This is a genomic window from Paenibacillus sp. 01T443 (assembly GCF_056398325.1).
Map to the genome: position 1 here is coordinate 66,772 of NZ_JBFTPE010000002.1, position 24,736 is coordinate 91,507.

Genomic DNA, 24,736 nt, shown 5'->3' on the forward strand with positions numbered 1-24,736 from the left:
AGCCTCCCATCATGTATAAAATTTCTTGAAATAGGAAAGCTCTTCTGTTAAGCCTTCCGTCAAACTTATTTTTGGATTATATTCCAAAAGGCGGGTTGCTTTCGAAATATCAGCCCATGTATGCATAGGCTCTCCACGCATGGATCCGAGGTTCTCGATAACCGCTTTTTTTCCTGTTAAATTCTCTAGCGTGCTTATGACACTGATAATAGTAGACCGTTCTTTACCTCCTATGTTGATCGTTTCTCCGATCAAAGAAGGTTTATTTACAACGGCTGCGGTCGCTTCAATACAGTCGCTTATATACGTAAAATCTCTTGACTGCGAACCGTCTCCGATTAGCGTAATAGGTTCATTCGCTATCATTTGTTTAATAAAGCGATGAAAAGCCATATCCGCTCGTTGACGAGGACCATAAACGGTGAAGAAACGTAAGATTACAATCGGAACACCATTGTTTTTCCAATATACACGGCATAATTGCTCGCCTGTTAATTTGCTTACACCATAAGGCGAAAGCGGATCTGTGCTAGTATCTTCCGACACTTTCCCTGTTTTTTCTCCATAAACGGAAGAGGTAGATGCAAACACAAATTTTTTAATACCGCTAATGCTGCACGCTTCTAGCAGTTGCTGAGTGGCGAGTATATTCGTATCTGCATATTTGCGAAAATCATGCCCCCAGCTAGACCGGACTCCAGGTATACCCGCTAAATGGTAGACAATATCAACATCTTTTAGTATTTCACTCCAATCGATATGCAGTAAATCCTTCGAAATCATAGTAAATCTTGGGTGAGAAAGGAAGGTCTCCATGTTTTTGGATCCAATTATTTTCAACTCGTCACGAACGAACGCATCGATCCCAACTACATCGTGCTTCCCTTTCTCCAATAAAAATTGACAAAGATGCGAACCAATAAAGCCTGCTGCTCCAGTTACTACGATTTTCATGGCCGTCCAACCCCTGCGAGCTCAAACCCATACGCTTCCATCGTTATTTTGTCCAGACAGTTACGCCCATCCAATATGATATTTCGCTTCATCAATAGCTTCACTCGGCCCCAATCGGCATCAATTAGTTCCGGCCAGCCCGTTGCTATGACCAGCGCATCCGCTTGTTCTACGGCTTCATATTTGTCGGAGCACCATACGACGGATTGAATCGGCGGGGAAACGAGCGGATCGTATGCATAGACTTGATACCCTTGTTTCGTTAGCTTCTTCATAAAAGCAATCGCTTGAGAATATCGGATATCATCGGTGTTTTCTTTGAAAGTCGCTCCCCATACAGCGATCCGTACATGACCCCTGTTTTTCCCTAGTTTGTGGTTTAGTTTATTCATGTAAATTTCCAGTTGTGAACGATTAATTTTCTTAACAGCCTCCAGCAGTTCCAATTCAACATCTTTGGATGATGCCGAATAGCTCAGTGCATTAACATCTTTTGGAAAACAGGAGCCTCCATAACCTAGTCCCGCTTGTAAAAATTTTGGACCGATTCGATCATCCATTCCGATGCCTTGAGCGACTTCCGTGATATCGGCGTTGAATGCATCGCAAACTCGTGATATTTCATTAATGAAAGATATTTTCGTTGCCAGAAAGGCATTGGATGCATATTTGATTAATTCTGCTTCCCTGCGACCGGTCAATAAAAACTTTGTCTCTATAGCGTTGTAAAGCTCTTTCACCTTTAGCGCCGTTTCTTTCTTTTTCGCACCAATAACAATTCGGTCAGGATGAATCGTATCTTCAATCGCGGAGCCTTCCCGCAGAAATTCGGGATTTGACGCAAGCTCGAACAAATCAAGGCTTACTCCGCACTCTTGAAGAAGGGTATCCATCCAATCCGCAGTTCCCGGGGGAACTGTGCTTTTCATAATAATCGTCTTAGGGGAACGTATGACTAGTGACAAATCCTTTATGACGCTGCGAATATACTTCATATCCGCGCTGCCATTTTTGGCGGAGGGTGTACCTACTGCTATCATGATGACCGGACAGTTCATCATATGCCGCTTCACGTTTGCAGCGAAAAATAATCTGCCTTCCTCCTGCCCCAGAGTGATCATTTCAGTTAATCCCGGCTCGTAGATGGGAACGATTCCTTTCCTAAGCTTGTTAATCTTATCCATATCACGATCCGTACAAAATACGGTATGCCCGATATTCGCTAAGACTGCCGCAGTCGTGAGACCGACATATCCCGCCCCCACAATACAAATATTCATAGAACCATCCCCTCAAAATCTAATAATCTATTATATTAGTGATCAATGAATAAGTGTGTCGGCCATTGCACTATGAAATACAAATCAACTCTACAAGCGTAAACGGCTGGCCAACTTTTAGCAGCAAAAGCAGTCGTTTCGCTGAGATATATAAGCACATTTATAAGTAATAAATTATAAATGCTTAACTATTAAAATAGGCATGTACAAATGCCTTTTTTTGGAATCGTACAAGCTTCAAACGTATATTTCTTTATATACTAGTAATGATTACAAGAAAACCAATACTTAATGAGGTGATAGATTTGGTATTAAAAGCAGTTATACCCGCTGCCGGCTTTGGGACTCGGAATTTACCTGCTACTAAAGTGGTTCCTAAGGAACTATTCCCAATTAACGGACGGCCAGCGATAGACTATGTTGTGTCTGAAGCGATGAATGCAGGCATTCAGGAGATTTTAATCATCTTATCGCGCAATAAGACGGAAATTATGAATTATTTTGATCGCTCCATTGAGCTGGAGTGTCATTTATCCAAACAACACCAGGAACAGCATATCGAAAAAATTGAGCCTCCCAAAGTAAATATACAATATATTCGTCAACCGGAGGCACTGGGGCTCGGTCATGCCATACAATTGAGTAAATCCTTTGTTGGCGACGATCCTTTCGTCGTTATGCTGCCGGATCAGGTAAGCTTGACTGAGCCCTCTCCGTTATTAGCCTTAATCAAATTGTACGAGCAGTATAAAGGCTCCATTATCGGTCTACAAACCGTAGAACCGAAGCTGCTTCAAAACTATGGCGTCGTAGCCGGTAAACGCATCGAATCGCAGATTTACAAGCTTCGAACGATAGTAGAAAAGCCAAAGACTAACCCTCCTTCCCGCCACGGTATCATGGGGAGATATGTACTAACGCCAGAAATATTTACTCTACTCGAACAATTGAAAGCAGATGAAAAGGGAGAAATTCAATTAACAGATGCCTTAAACGAAATGTGCAATTCCAGCAGTGTACACGGCTATCTATTCAAAGAGAAGTGGTATGACATTAGCATAGAACGCGAATACATCAACATCCAACGCCGTGCATTTTTGAGAAATAAGTCCATATAACAAATGGGCAAGAAAAATGGTAACGCTTAACATGTTTAGAAGAAGCAGTCCGTCGTTAATGCGACGGGCTGTATTTTTTTCCTTTAATCTGGCCGGGTTTTAAAAATAAAACAAAAAGCAGCCCCTTCCTCAAATGAGAAATAAGCTGCTTTCGTAATCAAATATATAAAACTACTCTACATCGTCATCCGAGTTTGAATCATAGTCCCTGCCTCGATCACCGCACCAGCAGTCATTATAAAAATAACCGCATGGATGATAATATCTGTAATATTGACCGCACCAGTAATAGCCGTTATCTTGTTGAACATTTCTATTTTTATTCCCTTTACTTTTATTACCTTTGCTTTTGTCACCTCTGCTTTTGTCACCTTTGCTTTTGTTACCTTTGCTTTTGTCACCTTTGCTTTTCTCGCCTTTGCTTTTGTCACCTTTGCTTTTCTCGCCTTTGCTTCTATTACCAGTACTGCTTTTTTCTTTTTCTTCCTCAGACATATACGTAACTCCTCCTCTAATAAGCTACTAACAACATATGATGAAACTCTATTCTTCGTTACTAGACATATGATGGTTTTGTAAGTGAAAAATTTCTATTAATTATCTGTATCCGTTGATCATTTCGCATGCTATGGGAATGTAGATTAATAGATTAGTAGATTCGCCGTTCCTCTTAAAAAAATGAATCATACTTTAAAGTAGCAGGAAAAAATAAGTAGACCATTTTGCAAATCTATCATATAGGGGAGGGGTTACATGGTATTTACTGTGTGATGCAATTAAGAAGTAACGGAAATACGCATAAGATTGAGGTGAGAACATTGAAGATCGCATTTATTTGTACCGAAATGCTTACCGTCCCCCCAATTCGAGGAGGGGCCATTCAAATTTTAATTGATGGTGTTACCCCTCATATTGGAGGCAAGCACGAGCTTACCATTTTTTGCATTACAGATCCGGAGCTTCCTGAAAGAGAAGTAGTCAAAGGCGTGGAATACGTTCGTTTGCCGAAAGAAGACTACGTTTTCCATGTTGCCAAAGAGTTATCCCGAAGACAGGCCGATAAGATGTTTTATGATGTTATCCATGTCTTCAACCGCCCTCGTTATCTTCTTGTGTATAAAGCTGCGATGCCGGATAGCCGGTTTGTTGTCAGCCTTCATAACGAAATGTTCCATGAAAAAAAAATTTCGGATGAAATGGGCTTATTGACGATCAAGGCCGTCGATAAAATGATGACAATAAGCGATTACATCGGACAAACCGTAACAGCGCGGTTCCCTTCCGCCAAACGCAAAGTAAAGACGGTGTATTCAGGCATTAATTTAAAAAAGTATATACCGGTGTGGGACGACGGAGCGCAGCTCCTTAGGAAGGAGCTGCGTGAAAAATACGGAGTAATAAACAAAAAAGTGGTTTTATTCGTAGGGCGTTTAAGTCAAGTTAAAGGACCGGATATTCTCATACGAGCTATGCAGCAGGTGATTCAAAAGCATAGTGATGCGGTGCTGGTCATTGTAGGAAGCAAATGGTTTCACGATGAACGGATAGATGAATACGGGTCCAAAATCCGTCAGCTGGCTGAAGAGCTGGGAGCGGAACGTGTTATCTTTACTGGCTTCGTCCCGCCAAGTGAAATTCCTTCCCACTTTTTAATCGGGGATATTTTTGTATGCAGCTCCCAATGGCAGGAGCCTTTAGCAAGAGTGCACTATGAGGCAATGGGCGCGGGGCTTCCTATCATTACTACCAACCGGGGAGGAAACGCTGAAATTATTAAGCATCTTAAAAATGGTATTGTTATCGAGGATTATACAAGCCCGCAAGCCTTTGCAGATTCAATCGTATTTCTTCTATCCAATCCGGCAGAAGCTCTAACCTTGGCTAAGGCGGGCAGAGTATGCGTTGAAGGTAACCATGGGTTCGAGCATGCCGCTAAACGGCTGATCAATCTATATCTCAGAGCAATGCTAAGAAATAAATCTTGAAAGCAGCGGAGGTGTCAGTATGGATACAACATTTTCGGAAGTCGTTAAGAAGGTACTCGCTCAATATCCACTAGAAGCTGAGCAGATTTACCTTTTATCCTATAAGGGAAAAAAAGCTGTCTGGTCGGCTCAAACGAACCTTGGTCAAGTCATCATAAAAAAAGTGCCCTTCGATGAAAGTCATATTGCATTTATGATTCATGCTATTGATTATTTGAGAGAAAACGGAATTCATACACCAGGTGTATACAAATCGAACTCAGGCGAAGGCTTCGTCAAAGTGGATAATGAATACTTCGTTATCTTTGAAGCTGTCTATGGAAGAACGCCGGAATATGAGCAAGAGGATGAGCTTGAAATGATTCTTGGAGGAATGGCATCCTTCCATAAGGCTTCAAAAGGGATAGAGTCACCGACAGGAGCGTTCCCTTCGTTTCTATTGACAGAGTGGAAATCCGACCTGCAAAGAAGATACGCGAGCCTTTTGGCATGGAAAGAGCAAAAATCCCTTTTGGCGGATAAAAGTGAGTTTGATCAGCTATTTCTGATAAATGCTGATGCTTTCTTAAAGCAATGTGAAGCATCGCTGTCCATGCTGGGCCATTCCTATTTTGATCAATGGGTAGAAGAAACCCAAGTAACCAAAACATTATGCCACCAAGATTATGCTGCAGGCAATTTAGCGGTTGGTGATGACGGCCATTTGTACGTTTATGATATGGATTCTTTGACTGTTGATCTTCCAGTTCGGGATTTGAGAAAAATTATTAACAAAGTGATGAAGAAACGTCCGGTTTGGGATCTCCAGCTCATGCTCACTATGCTGAAGGCCTATCAGGCTGTAAACCCTTTAACGAAAGAACAGCTTCTAATTCTTGCGGCCGATATTCAATTTCCTCATTTGGTTTATGGTCAGGTATCCAAATTTTACGAAAAAAGAGAAGAAAAATGGACGGTTGCTAAGCATATAGAACGGTTAAATGAGATGATCGCTACAGAATTAAGCAAAAATACAGTTCTTCAAGCTTCTCTTTTACATCTGGATGAGGTGGTGAATCATGGAAAACACGAATAATGAAGACCTTATTTTAGGAAAAAATCTTATGAATGAGAATTACCCTCATATTACGGTCACCGAAATAAAAGTTATTCAAGGCGGAGGAATAAAAACCGTTTGGAAGCTTGAAACATCTATAGGAACGGTTTGCTTAAAGCGAATCAGAAAGTCCATTCCGATTGTCAAGTTCACTACAGCAGCACAAGCATACCTATATGCGAAGGGCGCTCTGGTTTGCAGCATTATTCCAACGAAGGACGGAGAGCTCTTTTTTGTTCATGAAGGATACGCACTCGTGCTATACAGCTGGATTGATGGAAGCGATTTGGAAATGGATAAAAACCCTGAGCATCTATATACAGGCCTAAAAGGGTTAGCCCAATTCCATCAAGATTCTGTAGGATTTATTCCGCCAGATGATTGCGAAACTTATGACCGCATGGGGGTATGGCCGGATCATTACTCGAAAATGATTGAGGAGCTCAAGCAATGGAAGAGTGACGCAGAAAAGAAAACTTCGGAGTTCCATCAGATTTATGTGCAGACAGTCGATGAAATGATCGGCAGAGCTGAACAAGCTCTCCAGCTATTACAGAGCTCCTGTTATTCAGAATGGATCCATTCTATCGGAGAATACGGTTATTTGTGCCATCAGGATTACGGAAAAGGGAATGCGCTGCAAACGGACAAAGGAGTGTACGTTCTAGACCTTGATAATCTGACTTATGATATCCCATTGCGGGATGTGCGTAAGTTAATTACGAAGCGTATGGAAGAGCTGGGCTGGAATCCCGAAGAATTAGAACATTTGATTAACTGTTACGAATCTATTCTCCCGCTCACTCCAGGACAGAAACAAATTCTTTATATCGATTTGCTCTTTCCTCACAAGTATTATGGCTATGTTAAAAACCCATTCAAAAAAGGAGAGCAGGGTGAAGTGAAGAAGCTTCTAAAAGGATACCAATTTGATCTGGAAGCACTTCCGGTTCTTCAAAAGGTATTGCAAATTAATTAAGAACGGGGTGTTATTCATGAAGCTAGAAGAAGAATTCGTAGGAAGAAGCTTCCAATTTGCCCAATTGCTAAAAAGACTGGCAGATCAGATTGAAGCGGATACTCTTGTTGTCCGGGGCAAAAAAGTTGAACTTCCCGATATTGACATGGAATATAAATATAGTCTTAAATCTGACCTCGGGGGCAATAAATTCACGGTAACGATTGAATGGTTGGATAGCTAGTAGAATAAGTCATCTCTGCTGATAGACTCATTGGGAAACGACCAATAACCCCGTAAACAACAATAGCCTGATCCCCCGTCATTGTGCAGGAGGGATTAGGCTATTGTCGTATATATCAATTCAGATAAGAATTATAATTATAAAGTATCCCCTATAGTAGTGGTCCTAGATTAGTATCTATTTCTTAAAAGAATGAGCAACTACCCGTTACGAGTAGTAGGGTCTGTACATAGGTTATAGTAGCTTCAAAAGTATCCTTATAATAGGAGGCAATGAATTGGCCCAAAATAAAAAACGCAAGCAAAAGCAAAACGCAAAAGCTAGCAACAAAGTAGAAGAGCTTAAGAGCGGCAGCCGTTCGAATGGTACGGTTTCTCAAGGGAATCGCACGCAAGGGAATGTAGCCGGCGGTAATCTTTCTGCAGGTAATCTTTCTGCAGGTAATCTTACTAGCGGCAATCGCTCCGGAGGAATCCTTACTGGCGGCAATCAAACGAACGGCAGCTTATCGGAAGGCAGCACTCCTTTTAATTATTCAGAATTCTTACAGCTTGAAGGATCCGACCAACAACCCAGCTTTGTATGGGAAATCAAGCTTCCCTAAATAGCTGTGACCATCTGGGCATAAGCCGAATACGGTAATAAGATCAAAAGCCTATCGTCTAACGGTAGGCTTTATCTTTTGCCTCGGGAGATGGTTAGATGGCTGCTGAAACCTTGCCTGTGCGTACGATTCGCATAAATGATTCAGACTTTCAAGAAATTAAGGGCAACGCCTGGGGGCGTTCCTTCAAGCCCGCTGAGCTCGAGACGGACGGTGAAACCTATAAAGCGGAATTTGGTTTGCGGGGAGGTCATACGCGTAACTACTCCAAAAAATCTTACGAAGTTCGGCTTAAAAACGGCAAAACGCTGCATTGGAATGCTGAATACGATGACCCGTCAATGATGCGAAACGCGCTTTCCTTTTACTTCTTTAATGAAATAGGAGTACCTTCACCTCAAACGAATCACTTCTGGCTGATCATAAATGGTAATCCGCAAGGCGTGTATTTGGAAATTGAAGCGGTCGATAAGCTTTTTTTCGCGAAAAGAGGGATTGGATACCGATCACTTCTATACGCCGTCAATGACAGCGCCGATTTCAGCCTAATAGACCCTGTCTCCAAGGCTAAGAAGACCTCGCTATTCGATGGCTACGAACTGATGAAGGGAAAAACGGGGACCAAGAGCAGGCTTGTATCATTCGTGCGTAATTTGAATCAAATGTCTGGTAAGAAGCTGGGAGCACACACCGTCAGGCGACTTGATGTTTCTCAATATCTATTATGGCTTGCCGGTGCCGTATTAACGGGGAATTATGATGGGTTTGATCAAAACTACGCCCTGTATGAGCATAGTGCAAGCGGCAAATATCGTATTATTCCATGGGATTACGAGGGAACCTGGGGGCGAAATTGTTACGGTAAACCATGCGGCAGCGATCTCGTTAGGCTGCAAGGCTATAATACTTTGACAAAGAAGCTCTTTACTTTTCCAGCTTGCCGTCGAAAATATAGATCTATCATCAAAAGGTTACTGCAATCCGCTTTTACTGCAGAAAAGCTGAAACCTGTTATTTCCAGCATGCATGAAAGGCTGTCGCCCGCCATTCGCGGCGATTATACCCGCAAGGCAAGCTATGATACCTTTTTGTCGGAGCCGTCCTTTATTCACACGTATATTGAGGAAAGGCGAGAATTATTACAGCATTCGCTGCGGGAGTGGGTTTAACCACTCCCCGCAGCCTGTTCAAAATATATCCATGCTCATATAACGCTCACCCGTATCCGGAGCGATGCATAGTACCCGCTTACCAATTCCCAGCCGCTTTGCGATTTGCATGGCTGCCCAAACAGAAGCACCTGATGACGGACCAAGAAGTAATCCTTCCTTGGTGGCGAGCGCTCGCATCGTCGTCAAGGCATGCTCATCGGATACTTGAATAATTTCGTCATAGATGGACGTATTGAGGATGGCAGGCACAAATCCCGGGCTCGTTCCGACTAGCTTATGCGGTCCAGGTGCACCGCCTGATAATACAGGCGAGCCTTGGGGCTCTACAACCGCTACATATAATTGCGGCAATGCTTCCTTAAGCGCCTCTCCTGTACCGGTTATCGTACCGCCGGTGCCCGCGGTAGCGACAAAGGCATCAAGCTTCCTGTCTACTTGCTCCATAATTTCGATCGCAGTCGTCAATCTGTGAATTTCCGGATTTGCATGATTTTCGAATTGATTGGGAATATAGCTGCCTGGATGCTGTTTCCGAAGCTCCTCCGCCTTGCGGATGGCTCCTGGCATTCTCTCCGCTGCTGGCGTCAATACAACCTCAGCACCGTATGCCTGAAGCAGCTTTATACGCTCGGCAGTCATATTGTCAGGCATAATCAAAATCATCTTGTAACCTCTGGCTGCTGCATTCATAGCTAGTCCAATTCCGGTATTGCCGCTCGTCGGTTCAATAATCGTATCGCCGGGCTTGATTAAGCCTCGCTTCTCTGCGTCGTTTATGAGCGAGAATGCTGCTCGATCCTTTACGCTTCCGCTTGGGTTAAAGCGCTCAAGCTTGACGCATACTTCGGCGCTGCCTTCCTCCGGAAGCCGGTTCAGCCTAACGACCGGAGTATTTCCGATTAACTGCGTAATATCTGTAACGATTCTTGGCATCTCTTGTCCTCCTTCCTGTCCTTGTTAAGCCTGCTGCTCTGCCAAAAACGGCCTAATAAACCACCAGCCTGCTATCGGAACGATTCCTACTGAAAATAGCAGCCATGTAATCGCAACCGTGGAATGATTCAGCGGCAGCACAATGAGATAGGACGACAAACCAATGACTCTTCCCAGCACGAGTCCTGCCTCGCGAAGGACGATAAACTCCTCCCGCTCCCGGGCGCTTTCTTCGGATTGCCCGATTAAGTCAAATACTCTGGAGGTCATCGGTATAATGTAGAGCGGCATGAAAAGTGATGTTCCTATGCCGAACATCAGCAGCGTCGTATAGGTAACCTTCCAAAACAGCGGTAAAATAACGACCGCAATCATAATGACACCAATCAGCATCGCCAGCTTGCGATTGTTTTTTTTAAGCATTTTACCAACAATCCAGAAGCTGATTAAGGCAACGAGCGAGGTTATGAGCGAGAAGGTCCCCAGCTTGCTTTCGTTTTGAGTGGCCAAGTAAACCGTAAGGCCGACCAGAAACATAAAGACCCCTTCACGCACGCCTTGCGCCGCAATAGCGGGAAACATGCGGCGCCAAGGATTCCCTTTCTGCATGAGCTGCTGTATGCCATGCTTCCAATTGTAAATGCCTTCGGCATGCCGCTTCTTCAGCCAGAAACTCAAAACTACGCTGATCGAGAAAATAACGAGTGATATCGTGAAAATAAGCCGATAACCCTTTTCTCCCTGCATCGATGTAATGAGCAAGCCTGAAACCCAAGGCGCTACAATTCCAGCGGCCGAACCCAGCAAGCCCGCCCAGCCGTTATAGCGATCACGGTTATCCGGATCGGTTACTTCAAAATAAACAACGTTGAAAGCTATCCAAAAAAAACCAAGCGCAATCCCGTTCAAAATGCCGAGCGGCAAGTAATATACTTTTGCCTGCGTACCCAAAAGCAGAACGGTGCAATAAAAAATGCCTGATAAAATAATCCCAACCCGCAGGCTGTTCATTTTGTTATGCTCTTTCACCCATTTGCCAGCAACATAGAAGGTTAATCCGCTCATGACATAATGCCCCATCGTGAACCATCCGATCAATGTATAAGACTGGCTTGCTTTCCACAAATAGACCGGAACGAATGTCCCGGACAGCGCATTCGCAACGCCGTAAAGAGCTTGTACCAAGAGCAATAGAACAGCTTGTCGATCCAAGGTTTTTGCCAAAACGATTCCTCCTGCCTCAGGATAGAGCAAGGCTTCTAAGCCTGTCTATCCTTCACTTATCAGAATTACGTTTTGTAAGGTTCCCTTTTTGACAGCAGCCCATGCCCGTCCAATTTATCCAATGCGTCTACTCGTTTGGCGTTAAACGTTTGAGCATTTGCTCCCGGTCGCTCTGGCTTAGCAAAGAGGACGTGTGGTAGCAAGCAGGGCAAACGTAAAGCAGCAGCTTAAAGGGAGTCGTTAGTACCGGTCCGCCGAGTGATGGCGCAATTCTAGACTCAAATTGCTGCTCGCCAAACCGCTGCTCCCCTGCCTCAACCATATAGGAGCGGCATACCGGACATTCCGGCACTTCATCCTGATCATCAAGGACGCGCTGCACAGTCTCTTCTACAGCAAACCGCGAAGTATCGGCACTTCGGTAACCATCGCCCTGCTCCAGCCAGCGTTTATGGTTCGGATCATCGGAATAGTCTTCCTCCGCCTCTTCTTCCAGCTCATCCTCTGACCATTCATCCTGCTGGGATGCGGTGCCGGATTGCTTCGCTGCTCGATGTGAATCATTGATTTTTAAGGCCTGAACTGCTCTTTCATGCTCGTCAGCTTCTACTTCTTCTTCATCATAACCAAGCTCTATCGTACGATAGGCACTGAGTTCATTATCGCAATGCGGACAATGCGACTCCGGACCGATCTCTTCATCCCATACGATTTCCGTTAAACACCAAGGGCAAATCAAATGCTCTTCCATTGTTTGTCTTCTCCTCTAATGGTTCATTAAATAAACGACACCAAATGCAAAAAATAAAATAGCGACGACGACCAAAACTCTCCATAAATATTTCAAAATAACTTCCTCCGGATTAAATAATGACCGTTGCTCCGATGACATAGGACAGCGATACCGAAATAATCATCGCAATGAGCCCTACCGCGCGATTATCGCGGGCAATTTCATCGTCAATTCGGAATACAGGCGTTAGAAATTCGAATAAAAAATAAGCGGCCATCAAAATGATAAAACCGAAAGCGCCCCAAATCAGGCTTTGATAAACCGAATCATTGGATTCAATCGAGAATCTAAAAATATTACATATCCCGAAAATTTTACCGCTTGTCGCCATAGCAACGGCAACATTCCCTTTCTTGATCTCGCTCCAGCATTTATATCTCGTTACGAGCTCAAAACAGGATAAAAATACAATAAGAGACAACACGGTAACCGATACATAAACGAGTGAGGCAGCATACGGATTGCTAAGCAGCTTGTCGACTTCATTACTCATTCAACGATCCCCCCATCACCTTGTGATCTCCTTGGTGCGGCGGCTGCGTGCTATTTTAGCTCTGCAACTGTCACGCCTACGCCGCCCTCGCCATAATTTCCGAGCCTAAAGCTTTTTACGTGGCTGTGTTTACGCAAGTATTGCTGTATCCCTGTCCGGAGCACTCCCGTACCTTTTCCGTGGATAATTGCAACTTGCGCTAAGCCTGACAAAAAGGCTTCGTCCAGAAACCGATCGACTTCGAGAATCGCTTCTTCCAAATTTTCGCCGCGGAGATCAAGCTCCATTTTGAAATTCTCTTCTTTGGAGCGTTTAAGGCTTGCTGCCTGCTTCGGCTGCTGCGTTTTTGCGGATGATGCTCCTTTAATCAGCTCCAAATCATCCAGCGCTACCTTCATTTTCATAATGCCAAGCTGAACCGTAGCATCCGTGCCGTGAATTTCCACGACGGTGCCCTTTTGATTCAAGCTGTACACCGTTACTTCGTCGCCGGCTTCAATCTTTGCCGTTTTTGCCGCAGTTTTCGTGCCGCCCCGTTTGGTCTTCAACTGCTCCGGCGCTGCTTCATCCAGCTTGCGGCGCGCTTCAATAAGCTTATGCTCCTTGACCGATGCGCCCTCTTCCATGGCAAGCTTGCGTAAATCTGTAATAATTTGCTCAGCTTCGCGCTTTGCTTTCGCGACAGCCTCACGCGCCTCATCCTGTGCTTTGAGCAAGAGCTTTTCCTTTTGTTCCTCGAACCGCAATCGCTCGGCCTCATGGCGCGTTCTGAGCGTCTCCATCTCGCGGCGAAGCGTTTCCGCCGTTTGGCGTTCCGTTTCTGCGCCTAACCGGTTCTCTTCAAGCGAGGCAATCATATTCTCGACCCGTTGGTCTTCTTCGCTTACCTCGCCTCTTGCATGCTCGATAATCGATCGTGCAAGGCCTAGCCGCTCCGCAATCGCAAACGCGTTACTGCGGCCCGGCACGCCGACAAGCAAACGATAGGTTGGACTGAGTGTCGCAACATCAAATTCCATGCTCGCATTAATTACGCCTTTTCGATTATAAGCATATGCTTTAAGCTCGCTATAATGCGTAGTTGCTACGATGCGGCTTTCCATTGCATGCACATGCTCAAGTATTGCTATGGCAAGCGCTGAGCCTTCGGCTGGATCCGTTCCTGCACCGAGCTCATCCAGCAGCACTAAGCTTTTGGAGGTCATCGTGCCAAGAATGCGAATGATGTTCTTCAAATGGCTGGAGAACGTGCTTAAGCTTTGCTCAATGCTTTGCTCATCGCCGATATCCGCATAGATCGCATCAAAGACACATAGCTGGCTTCCGTCCTCAGCCGGCACAAATAAACCCGACATCGCCATTAAGCTGAGCAGCCCAATTGTTTTTAAGGATACGGTTTTACCGCCCGTATTCGGGCCCGTAACGATAATCGCAGTATATTGATTGCCCAGCTCTACGTCGATGGGAACAACCAGGTCAGCGGAAATGAGCGGATGACGGCCCCGCTTTAGCTTGAGAAAGCCTCTGTCATTCATGCGCGGCAGCGTAGCTTTCATGCCGTGGGCAAGGCGTGCCTTTGCATAAGCAAAATCAATTTGCCCGAGCAAATCCAAGTTGAAAATGAGATCCTCAACGTAATCCGATGCCAAAGCGGTAAGCTTCTGCAATATTTTCTCGATTTCCCGCAGCTCGCCTGCTTTCAGCTCCCGCAGCTTATTGTTCATTGCAACAATCGCTTCCGGCTCGATGAACAGCGTTGCGCCGGATCCCGATTGATCATGCACGATACCGCCAAAATGAGATCGGTATTCCTGCTTAACCGGAATAACATACCTGTCGTTGCGCAGCGTTACGATGGAGTCCTGCAGCATTTTTTGTACGGAAGATGAACGGATCATTTGATCCATCTTCTCGCGAATGCGCGATTCCCCGTTCCGCAGCTCGCGTCTAATCGAGGCTAAAGCGGCGCTCGCGCTGTCCATGACCTCGGCTTGATCGTCAATACATTCAAAAATCGCATCCTCCAGCTGCTTATGCTCGCTAATCTGTTCGGCAATATCATGCAGCATTGGAATAGGATTATCTTCATGCAAAACACTGATGTGCTTCTTAACACGACGCCCGCCGCGGGAAGTGGCCGCAATGTTTAGCAACTCCTCTGGATTAAGCGTCCCGCCGATACGCGCGCGGTGAAGCGGCGCGGTTATGTCAACGACGCCTCCAAACGGCGCGCTGCCTTTCAGCCGGTCAGCCGTATAGGCTTCATCGGTAGCCTGCAAAATTTTCTTAACCGCTTCCAAGTCTGTAACAGGCTGAAGCGACTCCGCTATTGCCTTACCGAGCGACGTAGCCGCATGCTGCGACAATCTATGTATGATTTTAGGAAATTCAAGTGTCGTCAAAATTTTAGTGTCCAACAAATAACACTCCTCTCGCCTTACTATTATAGCCGAACCGCGACGCTGATGCACGAATTCGAGCCACGGTTCATACATAAATGATGCACAGTTGGTCACAATATAAACGAACGAGCCGTCTTACGATGTAATTTTCGCAATACATGACGAAAAGAAACTGCCTGACAGTTTCCTTCGTAAAACTTAAGGAGGGTTTGTGCAATGACTTTTTTGGGACATGTGGTACGATTTATTGTAGCTGCGCTTGTGTTAATGCTTGTCGGGTTTATTGTTCCCGAGTTTAGCGTCGGTGGCTTCTGGAGCGCCTTTTTTCTCGCTCTTGTTATCGCCGCGCTTGGCTGGATTATTGAAGGTATATTTGGCAAAAGGGTTACGCCCTTCGGTCGCGGTATCGTTGGCTTTATCGCCAGCGCAGCCGTCATATGGATCGCTCAGTTTATTGTCGGAGGCGTAAACGTTACGCTGCTCGGCGCGATATTGGCTGCTTTAGTTATCGGGATCATCGACCTCTTCATTCCGGTCAGCACCCCGTATGAAGCAGGCAGACGCGATCGCGATTAATAAATGCTCCAGCAATGAAAGACGAAAGCCCTTGATAACCTGAAGAAGGCGATCAAGGGCTTCTTGCTGCATTACCTTGGTTTTCTTCATAGTAAATTCACAGCTTCTTCAATAGTTTGACATATGCAGTCACTGTTTTTAATGGGAAGTTAAGTTACAATATATAGGACTCGGCTAAGCAAGCAAAGCCGGATATTTGAAAGGGGAAGCACTGCACATGAAAAAATGGTTACTATTCGCAAGCGCATTATGCCTAGTATTCGTTATTGCCGCATGCGGCGCGAACACTACAAAAGAAGACAACAAGGAAGCCAGCACAACTACCGCAGACAGCGGAGCAGCATCCTCGGATCTTGTAATCACAGCATCTAACTGGAAGTTCGATCAGAAGGAATATAAAATCAAAGCTGGAGAAACAATTAATCTAAAGCTTGATTCTGTTGACGGTATGCACGGTTTGCAGATTAAGAATACGGATTACGAAGTTGCTAACGGCAAAACAGTCCCAGTCAGCATCAGCGAGCCAGGAAGCTACGAAATGGTATGTATGGTTCCTTGCGGCGCGGGACACCGCGAAATGAAAGCAACGCTTGTGGTTGAATAACGATTACGCGATAGCGCGGCAAGGCTGATCTGAAGGTCGATTTACACCTTCAGATCAGCCTTTTTTTATAGCCAAGATACATATCATTTTATTTTTAGCATATATCATTTTTATTTACCTTTTGACTAAAAAAGCCTGATGGCTGACCCTCTTCCCCTTACGATCTCCCTCTGATAAGATATTCACAAAACGAACAGCGAATGGAGGAATCGTGATGGGTATCCTACAAAATCGAGTCGCCATTATTAGCGGAGCTGGTACGGGACTTGGGCGCGCAGCATCGATCTCTTTTGCGGCCTCAGGTGCGGATGTCGTGCTGCTTGGAAGGCGAATGGAAAAATTAGAGGAAACCGCTGCGCTCGTTAAAGCAAAGTCGCAAAAGGAAGCCCTGATTCTGCAAACGGATGTTTCCGAGGAGCAGCAGGTGCTGGATGCCGTATCAGCAGTAATCGCGCATTTGGGCCGAATCGATATTATACTGAATAACGCCGCCGTGTTCGAATCCGGTACTGTGCTTGAGCTGACCTCCGACGAGTGGCAAAACCAAATTTCAACGAATTTAACAGGACCTTTTCTGCTTACGAAGGCCGTACTTCCGGTCATGCGCAAAGCAAAATACGGACGAATTATTAATATAACCTCTGGACTGTCATGGAACGGGGCAGGCGGCTACGCAGCTTATAGCGCGGCCAAGGCTGGTCTTGAATCGCTAACGCGCACGCTCGCGGGCGAGGAGCATGAGCACGGCATACTTGCTAACCTGTATAACCCGGGAACGCTTCGCACTGAAATGCATGCAACCGGCAAAGATCCGGCCATTGTCACGCCCGACCTGATTCGTTTAGCCAGCCTTCCGGCGGGCGGCCCTACGGGGACAATCGTTTCATACGGTTAATGCCATGCCAAGCAAAACGGATCAACAAAAAACCGCTGTAACAAGCCAGGCGTTTGCCTTGCTCGTTACAGCGGTTTTTTTTATAATTGCGCGCTAGCTATGCTCGATGAGCTCAATCCATTCGTTATATTCGGTTTGCAGCTTCGAATATTCATTCTTCAGCTTGTGATGCTGCTCTAGCAAGTCAGCATGATCCTCCGCCAGCCTCTCCGCGGAGCGCGTAGCCTCATCGCGCTCATAAGAGAGCGACTCTAATGCGCTGGCTGCCTGATCACGCTCATTCGCAAGCTGCTCTGCCTTGCGCGCTGCTTCTTCTCTCTCCCTTGCAAGCCTGGTCGCACGCTCGCTCAGCTCTTCCTTCAACTCGAATGCTGCGGCTGCTTCTTGCATCGCTTGCTCAAGCCGCTCACGCATTAAGCTTTCCTCTGTTTCCTGCATTTTCTTCTCTTGCTCAAGGCGGCTGGCTTCAGATGCTGTCAGCTCCGCGAATTCCTGCTGCTCCTGAAGCTGTATGCCCAGCTCCTTTTCACGGGCCGCTGCCGCTTCCAGCTGCTGCGTCGCAATACGCTCGCGAGCAGCTATCCACTCGAGCTGCTCGGTCAGCTCCTGCTCTCTAACCTTCTGATTCTCCAGCTCTGCCTTGTAGGTTTGCTCGCTATCCGCGGCGGAAGCTGCAATTTGTTCGATTTTGTCGAGCTGTGCTTGCAGCTTCTGAAGCATCGTCTCATAGTCATGCTGCTGCTGCAGAAGCAGCTCCTCGTGATTCGCAGTCAGCTGCTTCACATGCTCGTCATGCTCAGACGCCAATTGCTGCAGAAGCTCCTCGCGCTCCTCAGCCAGTTGCTTCCGTTCTTCTTCCTGCATAGCCGCCAGCGCAATGTAACGCTCCTCGTATTGGTCGACCAGCTGCTCGGAACGCGCTGCCTGCTGAACGGCAAATGCCTTTGATTGCTCTTCATACTCACCGGCGAGCTGTTTGTTCTGCTCCTCGTATTGAACAGCCTGCTCAAGAAGCTGCTCCTCATATCGATCAACAAGCTCCTTGCTGCGGACTTCGTATTCAGCCGCTTTCAGCTTCAATTGCTCCTCATACTCGCGAGCAAGCCGTTTATTCTCCTCTTCGTTCTGTACAGCCTGCTCAAGGAGCTGCTCCTCATACTGCTCAACAAGTCGTTTCGACTGTTCCTCAGCCTCAGCTGCATCCTGCTTAGCTTTTTCCTCATATTGCCGGACAAGCTGTTTGTTCTGCTCCTCGAGCTGTACGGCTTGCTCAAGCAGCTGCTCCTCATACTGCTCAACAAGTCGTTTCGACTGTTCTTCAGCCTCAGCTGCATCCAGCTTAGCTTTTTCCTCATATTGCCGGGCAAGCTGTTTGTTCTGCTCCTCGAGCTGTACGGCTTGCTCAAGCAGCTGCTCCTCATATGTATCAGCAAGCTTCCTGTCATGCTCCTCATGCTCAGCCGCTTTCTGCCTCATTTGCGTCTCATACTCATGCACGAGCTGTTTGTTTTGTTCTTCGTATTGTACGGCCTGCTCGAGCAGCTGCTCTTCATATTGGCTGACCAATTGTTTCTTTTGTTCCTCGTGCTCGGCGGCAAGCGCCATGCTGCTAGCCTCCCGCTCAGCTGCCAGCTGAGCATAACGTTCATTGCTCTCAGCAGACAGCTGTTTAAACAACTCATCATTTTCTGCTTCTACGACCCGCAGCTGTGTCTCGTGCTCCTGACGAAGCGATTTAACAAGTTCATGCTTCTCTTCTTCCAGCGCCTGTAATTGCTGCTCATGCTCCTCATGCAGCAAGTCCCGCTGCCGCTCAAGCTCAGTACGCAGACTATTTTGGAACTCATCCCTCAGCTGCTGCTCCTTAAGCTCTTTCTCTTCAAGCTCAAGCTGCAGCTGAAGCTGCTGCTCCTCTTGCTGCTTTTGCAGCTCTTCCAGCTGAATAAGCGTCAGTCCCTGCTGCTGCTCCCGTTCCTGCGCGTCTTTCAGACGCTGCTGCAGATCCGTAGCCCGTTTGTCCGCAGCGGACACGTGGCTCCGCTCATGGGCAAGCTTTTGCTCCAGCTCATGGATCTGCTCGGCAGCTTCGTTCATGCTCGCCTGCAGCTCCTGAATCTGACCAATCGTTTCGATCAGTTCGGTTTGAACGAGCTGTATTTCGCTCTCTTTCTCGCTTAAGCTGCTCTCAAGCTGAGCAAAAGAGGTTCTTGTGGCTTCCTCCTGCTCCATCGCCTGAACGAGCTGCTCATCCGCCACAGAAATCCTTTGCTCGAACGCTTGCTTATCTGCTGTCCAGGCTTGCTGGGTCTCCGCAATTTGTGCTTGCAGCCTGCTGCGCTCCTCCAGCCAGCCGTTTCTGCGGCGCTCCAGGTCAGCACGGAAAACCTGCTCCGCTTTTGCTGTTTCAGCCTTCCAGTTCTGCTCCCGCTCCTCGCTTTGGCGGGCAAGCTCCAATTGCGAGGTCTCGGCATGGGCAAGCCAGCTTAGCTCCCGCTCATCCCACTTGCTCTGCCAGCTGCCTGCCAGCTCGGTAAGCTCTGACTCTTTTTCCTCCTTGATGGTTAAAAGCGAGGCTTCATGCTCTTGAATCAATGCTTTCAGCTGCTCATCCTTATCCTGTCTAAGCGCAGCTAGTTCATTTTGCTTCACGCTTTCGAGCTCCGAAAGCTGTATCTCCTTCTCAAGCTCCAGCTCCATCTGCAGGTTATCCTTGGCTTCTTTCAGCTCCAAGAGCTCGGCTTCCCTTTGTTTTTGCAGCTCGGCAAGCTCTGAATCCTTCCGGCTTTGCAGCTCCGCTAGCTCCGATTCCTTCGAACTGCGAAGCTCGGCCAGTTGGGCTTCTAGCAAGCGCTTTAGCTCGTTCAGCTCAGAATCCTTCTTGGACTGGATCTGTGCCAGCTGTTCATCCTTCTTGGCGCCAAGCGCGGTAAGCCGCTCCGCGTTTTCTTCGGTAAGCCTTACAATCGCTTCCTCCTGCGCCTTCATGGCTTCCGCGGCGGCAGCTTGCTCCGCAGCGGACTGATCTGCGGCAAGGGCCAGCATCTCGGCCATCTCAGCTTCCGCTGCTGCTTTTGCTTTCTGCAGCTGCTCGCTCGCCATGCGCTTCGTTTCCGCCAATTCTGCCTGCAGCGTGACGGCCTGCTCGCCGATCTGCTCCAGCTCTCTAATCAACAGGTTAAGCTTAGCTTCCTCTTCAAGAAGTCTTGCGTTATCACGTCTCAGCCGAAAAACTTCCTCCGTTATTTGCACGGCGGAGAGTACGGCCAGCTTCGGCATATCAAGGCGCGGATAGCCCTTAGCTAGCTTTTTCATGCTTTCGTCGATTGCTGCCGCAACCCTTTTCATATATTCCACATTGGAATGACCTTTTAATTTATATTGAACTCCATATATATCAACCGTAACAACCGTATTTTCAGCATCCATTAAGGCGAATCCTCCTATTATACAAGTAGAGCAAGCATAGACGGCTGTCGTCGTCCATGTAAAGGAGCTGCTTTCATTTCGCGGTGAAATATAGGCATATGGATCGTTGCAAAATGATTTATGCCATATATTTAAAAGGAAAAAAGCCGCATCGATAGCTCACTAGGAACTATTTCGATGCGGCTTTGAAGGTTTCCTGCCTATTTGCGTAATTCAGCTGCAAAAGATTGTTCTAATTGTAAAACAACCTTCCCATGCAGCTCCGTTACCTCTTCATCTGTCAAAGTACGCTCGCCATGACGGTATACAAGTGACAGCGCAACGCTCTTCTTGCCTGCTCCGAGCTTCTCGCCGGTGTATACGTCGAAGACGCGAACCGACTCCAGCAGCTCTCCAGCAATAGCCCAAGCAACGCCTGTCAGCTTCGCAGCAGCAATCTCTTGATCTACTACTACAGCGATATCGCGCTGCATAGCCGGATAACGCGGAAGTACTTTATATTCGATGCTGGAATCGGCTAGATCGTAAACCAGATCCAAACCGATCTCAAGCACGTACGTATCCGCAAGATCCGCCTCCAGCTGAAGTGCCGGATGCAGTTGACCCACGTAGCCGATGACTTCATTGCCTTTTGGCGTATGAAGCAGAACGGCAGCCGTACGGCCAGGGTGGAAATGTTCGGGCTGTGCCGCTTCGTAGGATACACTCGCAGTTAAACCGAGCACGGCGAATACCGTTTCCAAAATGCCCTTCGCATCGTAGAAATCTACCTGCGCCGCTTTTGTGTTCCACTGCGCCTCTGAGCGATTACCGGTCAGAAGAGCCGCAAAACGATGCTTCTCATGCGGAAGGCGAGTCAGCTGTTCTTCATCCGTATGAAATACGCTGCCGATTTCAAATAGAGCTGCTGATTCATTTTTGCGATTGCGGTTATAGGCTGCTGTTTCAAGCAGCTGCGCGATTAGCGTCGTGCGCAATACGCTCCGGTCCTCACTCATCGGCATGGCAAGGCGAACGGGATTCGTATGCTCGGCCAGTGCAGGGAACAGCTTCGTCCGCTCCGGTCCCGTGAAGGAATAGCTGACGACTTCATGCAGACCGGCATCCGATAGGCGTTTGCGCAGCTCACGGCGGATGGCCTGCGGCTTCGTCAATGATCCTGGCACGACATCGCCATGAATGAGAGTCGTCGGAATCTCATCGTAGCCGTGTAAACGGGCGACTTCCTCTATGAGATCCACATCGCGAGTAATGTCGCCGCGGCGCGTCGGCACGTTCACGGTAAACACATTTCCTTCAGAGAGCTCATACTCAAAGTGCAAACGTCCAAAAATCGTTTGAACCTCCAGCCTTGAAAGCTCCGTTCCGAGATACCCGTTAATTTTATCCAGCGACACCGCGACTTTAGCCGGCTTCGCTTCGGCGGAAGCAACCTCTACAATGCCTTCCGCGACTAAGCCTTGCGCAAGCTCAGCGATAAGCGCAGCCGCGCGGTCGAGTGCGGGAATGACTCTTGCAGGGTCAACCTCTTTCTCGAAGCGAATGCTTGACTCCGAGCGCAGACCAAGCTGACGTGACGTCTTCCGTACGGTTCCGCCATCAAATTTCGCCGATTCGAGCAAAATATTGACCGTTTCTCCTGTCACCTCTGTACTCGCACCGCCCATTACGCCCGCAAGAGCAATCGGCTGCTGGCCATCGGTAATCACGAGCATATGCGGCTCGAGCTTACGTTCCTGGTCGTCCAGCGTAACCAGTGTTTCGCCGGCCTTCGCAAGCCTTACATCAATGCGCCCGCCTGGCAGGCGATCAACATCAAAAGCATGCAGCGGCTGACCGTACTCGAGCATGACAAAGTTCGTAACATCGACGACGTTACTGATTGGACGAATACCTGCTGCAATCAAACGGTTTTGCAGCCACAACGGAGATTCACCGATTTTCACGCCTTTAATATAACGAGCCGAATAGTGTGAGCAATGATCCGGTGCGCTGATGCTTACCGACACAAGGCTGTCGGCGCGTACGGTTGTATGGTTAATGTTGGCGCTAGGCAGACGAACCTCGCGGCCGGTTAAAGCACCAATCTCGTAAGCCACGCCCAGCATGCTAAGGCAATCCGAACGGTTTGGCGTCAAATCAAGCTCAAGCACCTCGTCGTCAATTCCGAGCACATCGCCGATTGGCGTACCGATCTTCGTGGCTGCCGGAAGAACGAGAATACCCTCCTGCTGCTCCTTTGGCAGAAGCTTCTCATTCAAGCCAAGCTCCTTCGCCGAGCAAATCATCCCTTGGGATTCCACGCCGCGAAGCTTTGCGCGCTTGATCTTGAAATCGCCGGGCAATACCGCGCCGATAACGGCAACGGGAACGAGCTGGCCCGCGTCGACATTTTTGGCTCCGCATACGATTTGCAGTTCTTCTCCAGTACCAACGTCAACTTTGCAAACGTTCAGCTTATCGGCGTCTGGATGCTTTTCTTTCGATTTCACATAACCGACAACAACGCCGGTTACGCCTTTGTTGCGGGATTCAACAACGTCGATTTCAATGCCGCCGCGCGTCATTTTCTCCGCAAGTTCTTCCCCCGTAAAGCCGGAAAGGTCGATATATTCATTTAACCATTTATAGGATACGTTCATCTCTCTTCTTCCCTTCTCTCATTGCTACATTCTTGCGAATTGTCCTAAGAACCGCAGATCGTTCGTATAGAAATGACGAATATCGTCAATGCCGTATTTCAATAAGGCGATACGCTCAACGCCCATGCCGAATGCGAAGCCGCTGACTTCCTCAGGGTCATATCCGCCCATCTCAAGCACGCGCGGATGAACCATGCCGCAGCCGAGAATTTCGAGCCAGCCGGTATGCTTGCACATACGGCAGCCTTTGCCGGCGCATTGCACGCAGGTAACGTCAACCTCCGCGCTTGGCTCCGTGAATGGGAAGAAGCTTGGACGAAGCCTGATTTGCGCTTGCGCGCCGAACATTTGCTGCACGAATTGCAGCAGCGTTCCTTTCAGATCGCTCATCCGGATGTTTTTGCCGATAACAAGACCTTCGATTTGGTTGAACTGGAAAGAATGCGTCGCATCGTCGTCATCGCGGCGGTAAACCTTGCCTGGGCAAATAACCTTAACCGGTGTTTGGCCGTTCATAGCCTTCATGGTACGTACCTGAACCGGCGATGTGTGCGTGCGCATCAGAATGTCATCCGTTACGTAGAACGAATCCTGCATATCGCGCGCCGGGTGGTTTTTGGGCAAATTCAAGGCTTCGAAGTTATAGTAATCCTCTTCGACCTCTGGTCCCTCCGCAATGGTGTAGCCCAGGCCGATAAACACATCCTCGATCTCTTGCGCTACCTTGTTTAGAGGATGCACGGAGCCTGTCGGCAGCTGTTTGCCCGGAAGCGTCACGTCTAGCGTCTCCGCTAAAAGACGGTTATTCGTTTCGGCTTGCTGGAAAGCCTCCTGTTTCTCGTCAATAACCGTCTCAATGGCTGCGCGGACATCGTTCGCAACCTGGCCGATGACCGGACGCTCTTCAGCGCTTAGACCGCCCATACCACGCAAAATTTCAGTCAAAGCCCCTTTTTTACCTAGATACTTCACACGCAAATCATTTAACTGCTGAGGAGTGCTTACTTGCTGAAGCTCCTGCAGCGCTTCGCCGCGCAGTCCTTCCAATCTTTCCTTCATTCTTCTTCGCCTCCATATCATCATCCCTAAATCATGCAAACGTAAACGGCTAAAGCCATACTTAGGAGGCTTAGCTATCGTTTCGCGGAGAAATATAAGCACTTTATAAGCTAACAAACTTATAAACTCTTATATTTACACAAAAAAAGGCCCTCTCTCCCTAAAGGGACGAAAGAACCGTGGTACCACCCTAATTCGGACTACGCTCCTGCCTTGCGTATAACCATCTATGGTCATCGCTTGCCTGCTGGCGGCGGATTACAATCCCTTAGCCCCAT

Annotated in this window: 21 protein-coding genes; 10 read left to right on the forward strand and 11 right to left on the reverse strand. The window is 47.5% G+C overall.

The window, feature by feature from the left end; translation table 11 throughout:
* Positions 1-9: 9 nt before the first annotated feature.
* Both AC1DLI_RS02935 and AC1DLI_RS02940 read right to left on the reverse strand, forming a co-directional pair.
* Entirely contained in the window at positions 10-954 is a 945-nt protein-coding gene (locus tag AC1DLI_RS02935) for an NAD-dependent epimerase/dehydratase family protein (RefSeq protein WP_477599495.1), read from the reverse strand.
* A complete protein-coding gene (locus tag AC1DLI_RS02940) occupies positions 951-2,234 on the reverse strand; it encodes a UDP-glucose dehydrogenase family protein (protein WP_477599497.1) in 1,284 nt (427 codons plus the stop codon). Before AC1DLI_RS02940 ends, AC1DLI_RS02935 begins: the two co-directional genes overlap by 4 nt.
* A 296-nt stretch (positions 2,235-2,530) precedes the next feature.
* On the opposite strand from AC1DLI_RS02940, the gene AC1DLI_RS02945 reads away from it, so the two are divergent.
* Positions 2,531-3,352 (forward strand): UTP--glucose-1-phosphate uridylyltransferase, encoded by an 822-nt coding sequence (locus AC1DLI_RS02945; RefSeq protein WP_477599499.1) that lies wholly within the window; start codon positions 2,531-2,533, stop codon positions 3,350-3,352.
* A 171-nt stretch (positions 3,353-3,523) separates the two neighbouring features.
* On the opposite strand, the gene AC1DLI_RS02950 is transcribed toward AC1DLI_RS02945, so the two are convergent.
* Positions 3,524-3,847, reverse strand: coding sequence for a hypothetical protein (locus AC1DLI_RS02950; protein ID WP_477599501.1), 324 nt, complete (start codon positions 3,845-3,847; stop codon positions 3,524-3,526).
* Between the two features lie 323 nt (positions 3,848-4,170).
* Between AC1DLI_RS02950 and AC1DLI_RS02955 the strand changes: the two genes are divergently transcribed.
* From AC1DLI_RS02955 to AC1DLI_RS02980, 6 genes are all read left to right on the forward strand, one after another.
* Complete coding sequence (locus tag AC1DLI_RS02955) at positions 4,171-5,337, forward strand: glycosyltransferase family 4 protein (protein WP_477599503.1); 1,167 nt, start codon at positions 4,171-4,173, stop codon at positions 5,335-5,337.
* A gap of 19 nt (positions 5,338-5,356) precedes the next feature.
* Positions 5,357-6,412: a CotS family spore coat protein gene (locus AC1DLI_RS02960; RefSeq protein WP_477599505.1), complete on the forward strand. Its 1,056-nt coding sequence runs from the start codon at positions 5,357-5,359 to the stop codon at positions 6,410-6,412.
* Positions 6,396-7,412: a CotS family spore coat protein gene (locus AC1DLI_RS02965; protein WP_477599507.1), complete on the forward strand. Its 1,017-nt coding sequence runs from the start codon at positions 6,396-6,398 to the stop codon at positions 7,410-7,412. The genes AC1DLI_RS02960 and AC1DLI_RS02965 overlap by 17 nt, the downstream gene beginning before the upstream one ends.
* Before the next feature lie 16 nt (positions 7,413-7,428).
* The gene (locus tag AC1DLI_RS02970) at positions 7,429-7,635 is read left to right on the forward strand and encodes a hypothetical protein (RefSeq protein WP_477599509.1); all 207 of its coding nucleotides are present in this window, start codon (positions 7,429-7,431) and stop codon (positions 7,633-7,635) included.
* 277 nt (positions 7,636-7,912) lie between these two features.
* Positions 7,913-8,239, forward strand: a complete 327-nt coding sequence (locus tag AC1DLI_RS02975) for a hypothetical protein (protein ID WP_477599511.1) — start codon at positions 7,913-7,915, stop codon at positions 8,237-8,239.
* A gap of 98 nt (positions 8,240-8,337) precedes the next feature.
* Positions 8,338-9,408 (forward strand): CotH kinase family protein, encoded by a 1,071-nt coding sequence (locus AC1DLI_RS02980; RefSeq protein WP_477599513.1) that lies wholly within the window; start codon positions 8,338-8,340, stop codon positions 9,406-9,408.
* Between the two features lie 18 nt (positions 9,409-9,426).
* Here AC1DLI_RS02980 and cysK read toward each other — a convergent pair whose 3' ends face one another.
* The 5 genes from cysK to AC1DLI_RS03005 all read right to left on the reverse strand — a co-directional run bounded on the left by cysK (position 9,427) and on the right by AC1DLI_RS03005 (position 15,271).
* Positions 9,427-10,344 carry a cysteine synthase A gene (gene cysK, locus AC1DLI_RS02985; protein WP_477599515.1) on the reverse strand — a complete coding sequence of 306 codons (918 nt, stop codon included), beginning with the start codon at positions 10,342-10,344 and terminating at the stop codon, positions 9,427-9,429.
* A 24-nt stretch (positions 10,345-10,368) separates the two neighbouring features.
* Positions 10,369-11,568, reverse strand: coding sequence for an MFS transporter (locus AC1DLI_RS02990; protein ID WP_477599517.1), 1,200 nt, complete (start codon positions 11,566-11,568; stop codon positions 10,369-10,371).
* Between the two features lie 127 nt (positions 11,569-11,695).
* Entirely contained in the window at positions 11,696-12,319 is a 624-nt protein-coding gene (locus AC1DLI_RS02995) for a hypothetical protein (protein ID WP_477599519.1), read from the reverse strand.
* A gap of 112 nt (positions 12,320-12,431) precedes the next feature.
* Positions 12,432-12,854, reverse strand: a complete 423-nt coding sequence (locus AC1DLI_RS03000; RefSeq protein ID WP_308997067.1) for a DUF350 domain-containing protein — start codon at positions 12,852-12,854, stop codon at positions 12,432-12,434.
* Positions 12,855-12,904: 50 nt separating this feature from the next.
* Positions 12,905-15,271: an endonuclease MutS2 gene (locus AC1DLI_RS03005; protein WP_477599522.1), complete on the reverse strand. Its 2,367-nt coding sequence runs from the start codon at positions 15,269-15,271 to the stop codon at positions 12,905-12,907.
* A gap of 201 nt (positions 15,272-15,472) precedes the next feature.
* On the opposite strand from AC1DLI_RS03005, the gene AC1DLI_RS03010 reads away from it, so the two are divergent.
* The 3 genes from AC1DLI_RS03010 to AC1DLI_RS03020 all read left to right on the forward strand — a co-directional run bounded on the left by AC1DLI_RS03010 (position 15,473) and on the right by AC1DLI_RS03020 (position 17,331).
* Entirely contained in the window at positions 15,473-15,832 is a 360-nt protein-coding gene (locus tag AC1DLI_RS03010; protein WP_308997065.1) for a phage holin family protein, read from the forward strand.
* Between the two features lie 217 nt (positions 15,833-16,049).
* A complete protein-coding gene (locus AC1DLI_RS03015; protein WP_477599525.1) occupies positions 16,050-16,436 on the forward strand; it encodes a cupredoxin domain-containing protein in 387 nt (128 codons plus the stop codon).
* 214 nt (positions 16,437-16,650) lie between these two features.
* Positions 16,651-17,331 carry an SDR family NAD(P)-dependent oxidoreductase gene (locus AC1DLI_RS03020; RefSeq protein ID WP_477599527.1) on the forward strand — a complete coding sequence of 227 codons (681 nt, stop codon included), beginning with the start codon at positions 16,651-16,653 and terminating at the stop codon, positions 17,329-17,331.
* Between the two features lie 93 nt (positions 17,332-17,424).
* On the opposite strand, the gene AC1DLI_RS03025 is transcribed toward AC1DLI_RS03020, so the two are convergent.
* The 3 genes from AC1DLI_RS03025 to pheS all read right to left on the reverse strand — a co-directional run bounded on the left by AC1DLI_RS03025 (position 17,425) and on the right by pheS (position 24,458).
* Positions 17,425-20,757 (reverse strand): hypothetical protein, encoded by a 3,333-nt coding sequence (locus AC1DLI_RS03025; protein ID WP_477599530.1) that lies wholly within the window; start codon positions 20,755-20,757, stop codon positions 17,425-17,427.
* A gap of 200 nt (positions 20,758-20,957) precedes the next feature.
* Positions 20,958-23,399, reverse strand: coding sequence for a phenylalanine--tRNA ligase subunit beta (gene pheT, locus AC1DLI_RS03030; RefSeq protein ID WP_477599532.1), 2,442 nt, complete (start codon positions 23,397-23,399; stop codon positions 20,958-20,960).
* Positions 23,400-23,423: 24 nt separating this feature from the next.
* On the reverse strand, positions 23,424-24,458 hold the full coding sequence (gene pheS, locus AC1DLI_RS03035) for a phenylalanine--tRNA ligase subunit alpha (RefSeq protein ID WP_477599534.1): 1,035 nt from the start codon (positions 24,456-24,458) through the stop codon (positions 23,424-23,426).
* Positions 24,459-24,736 lie beyond the last annotated feature (278 nt).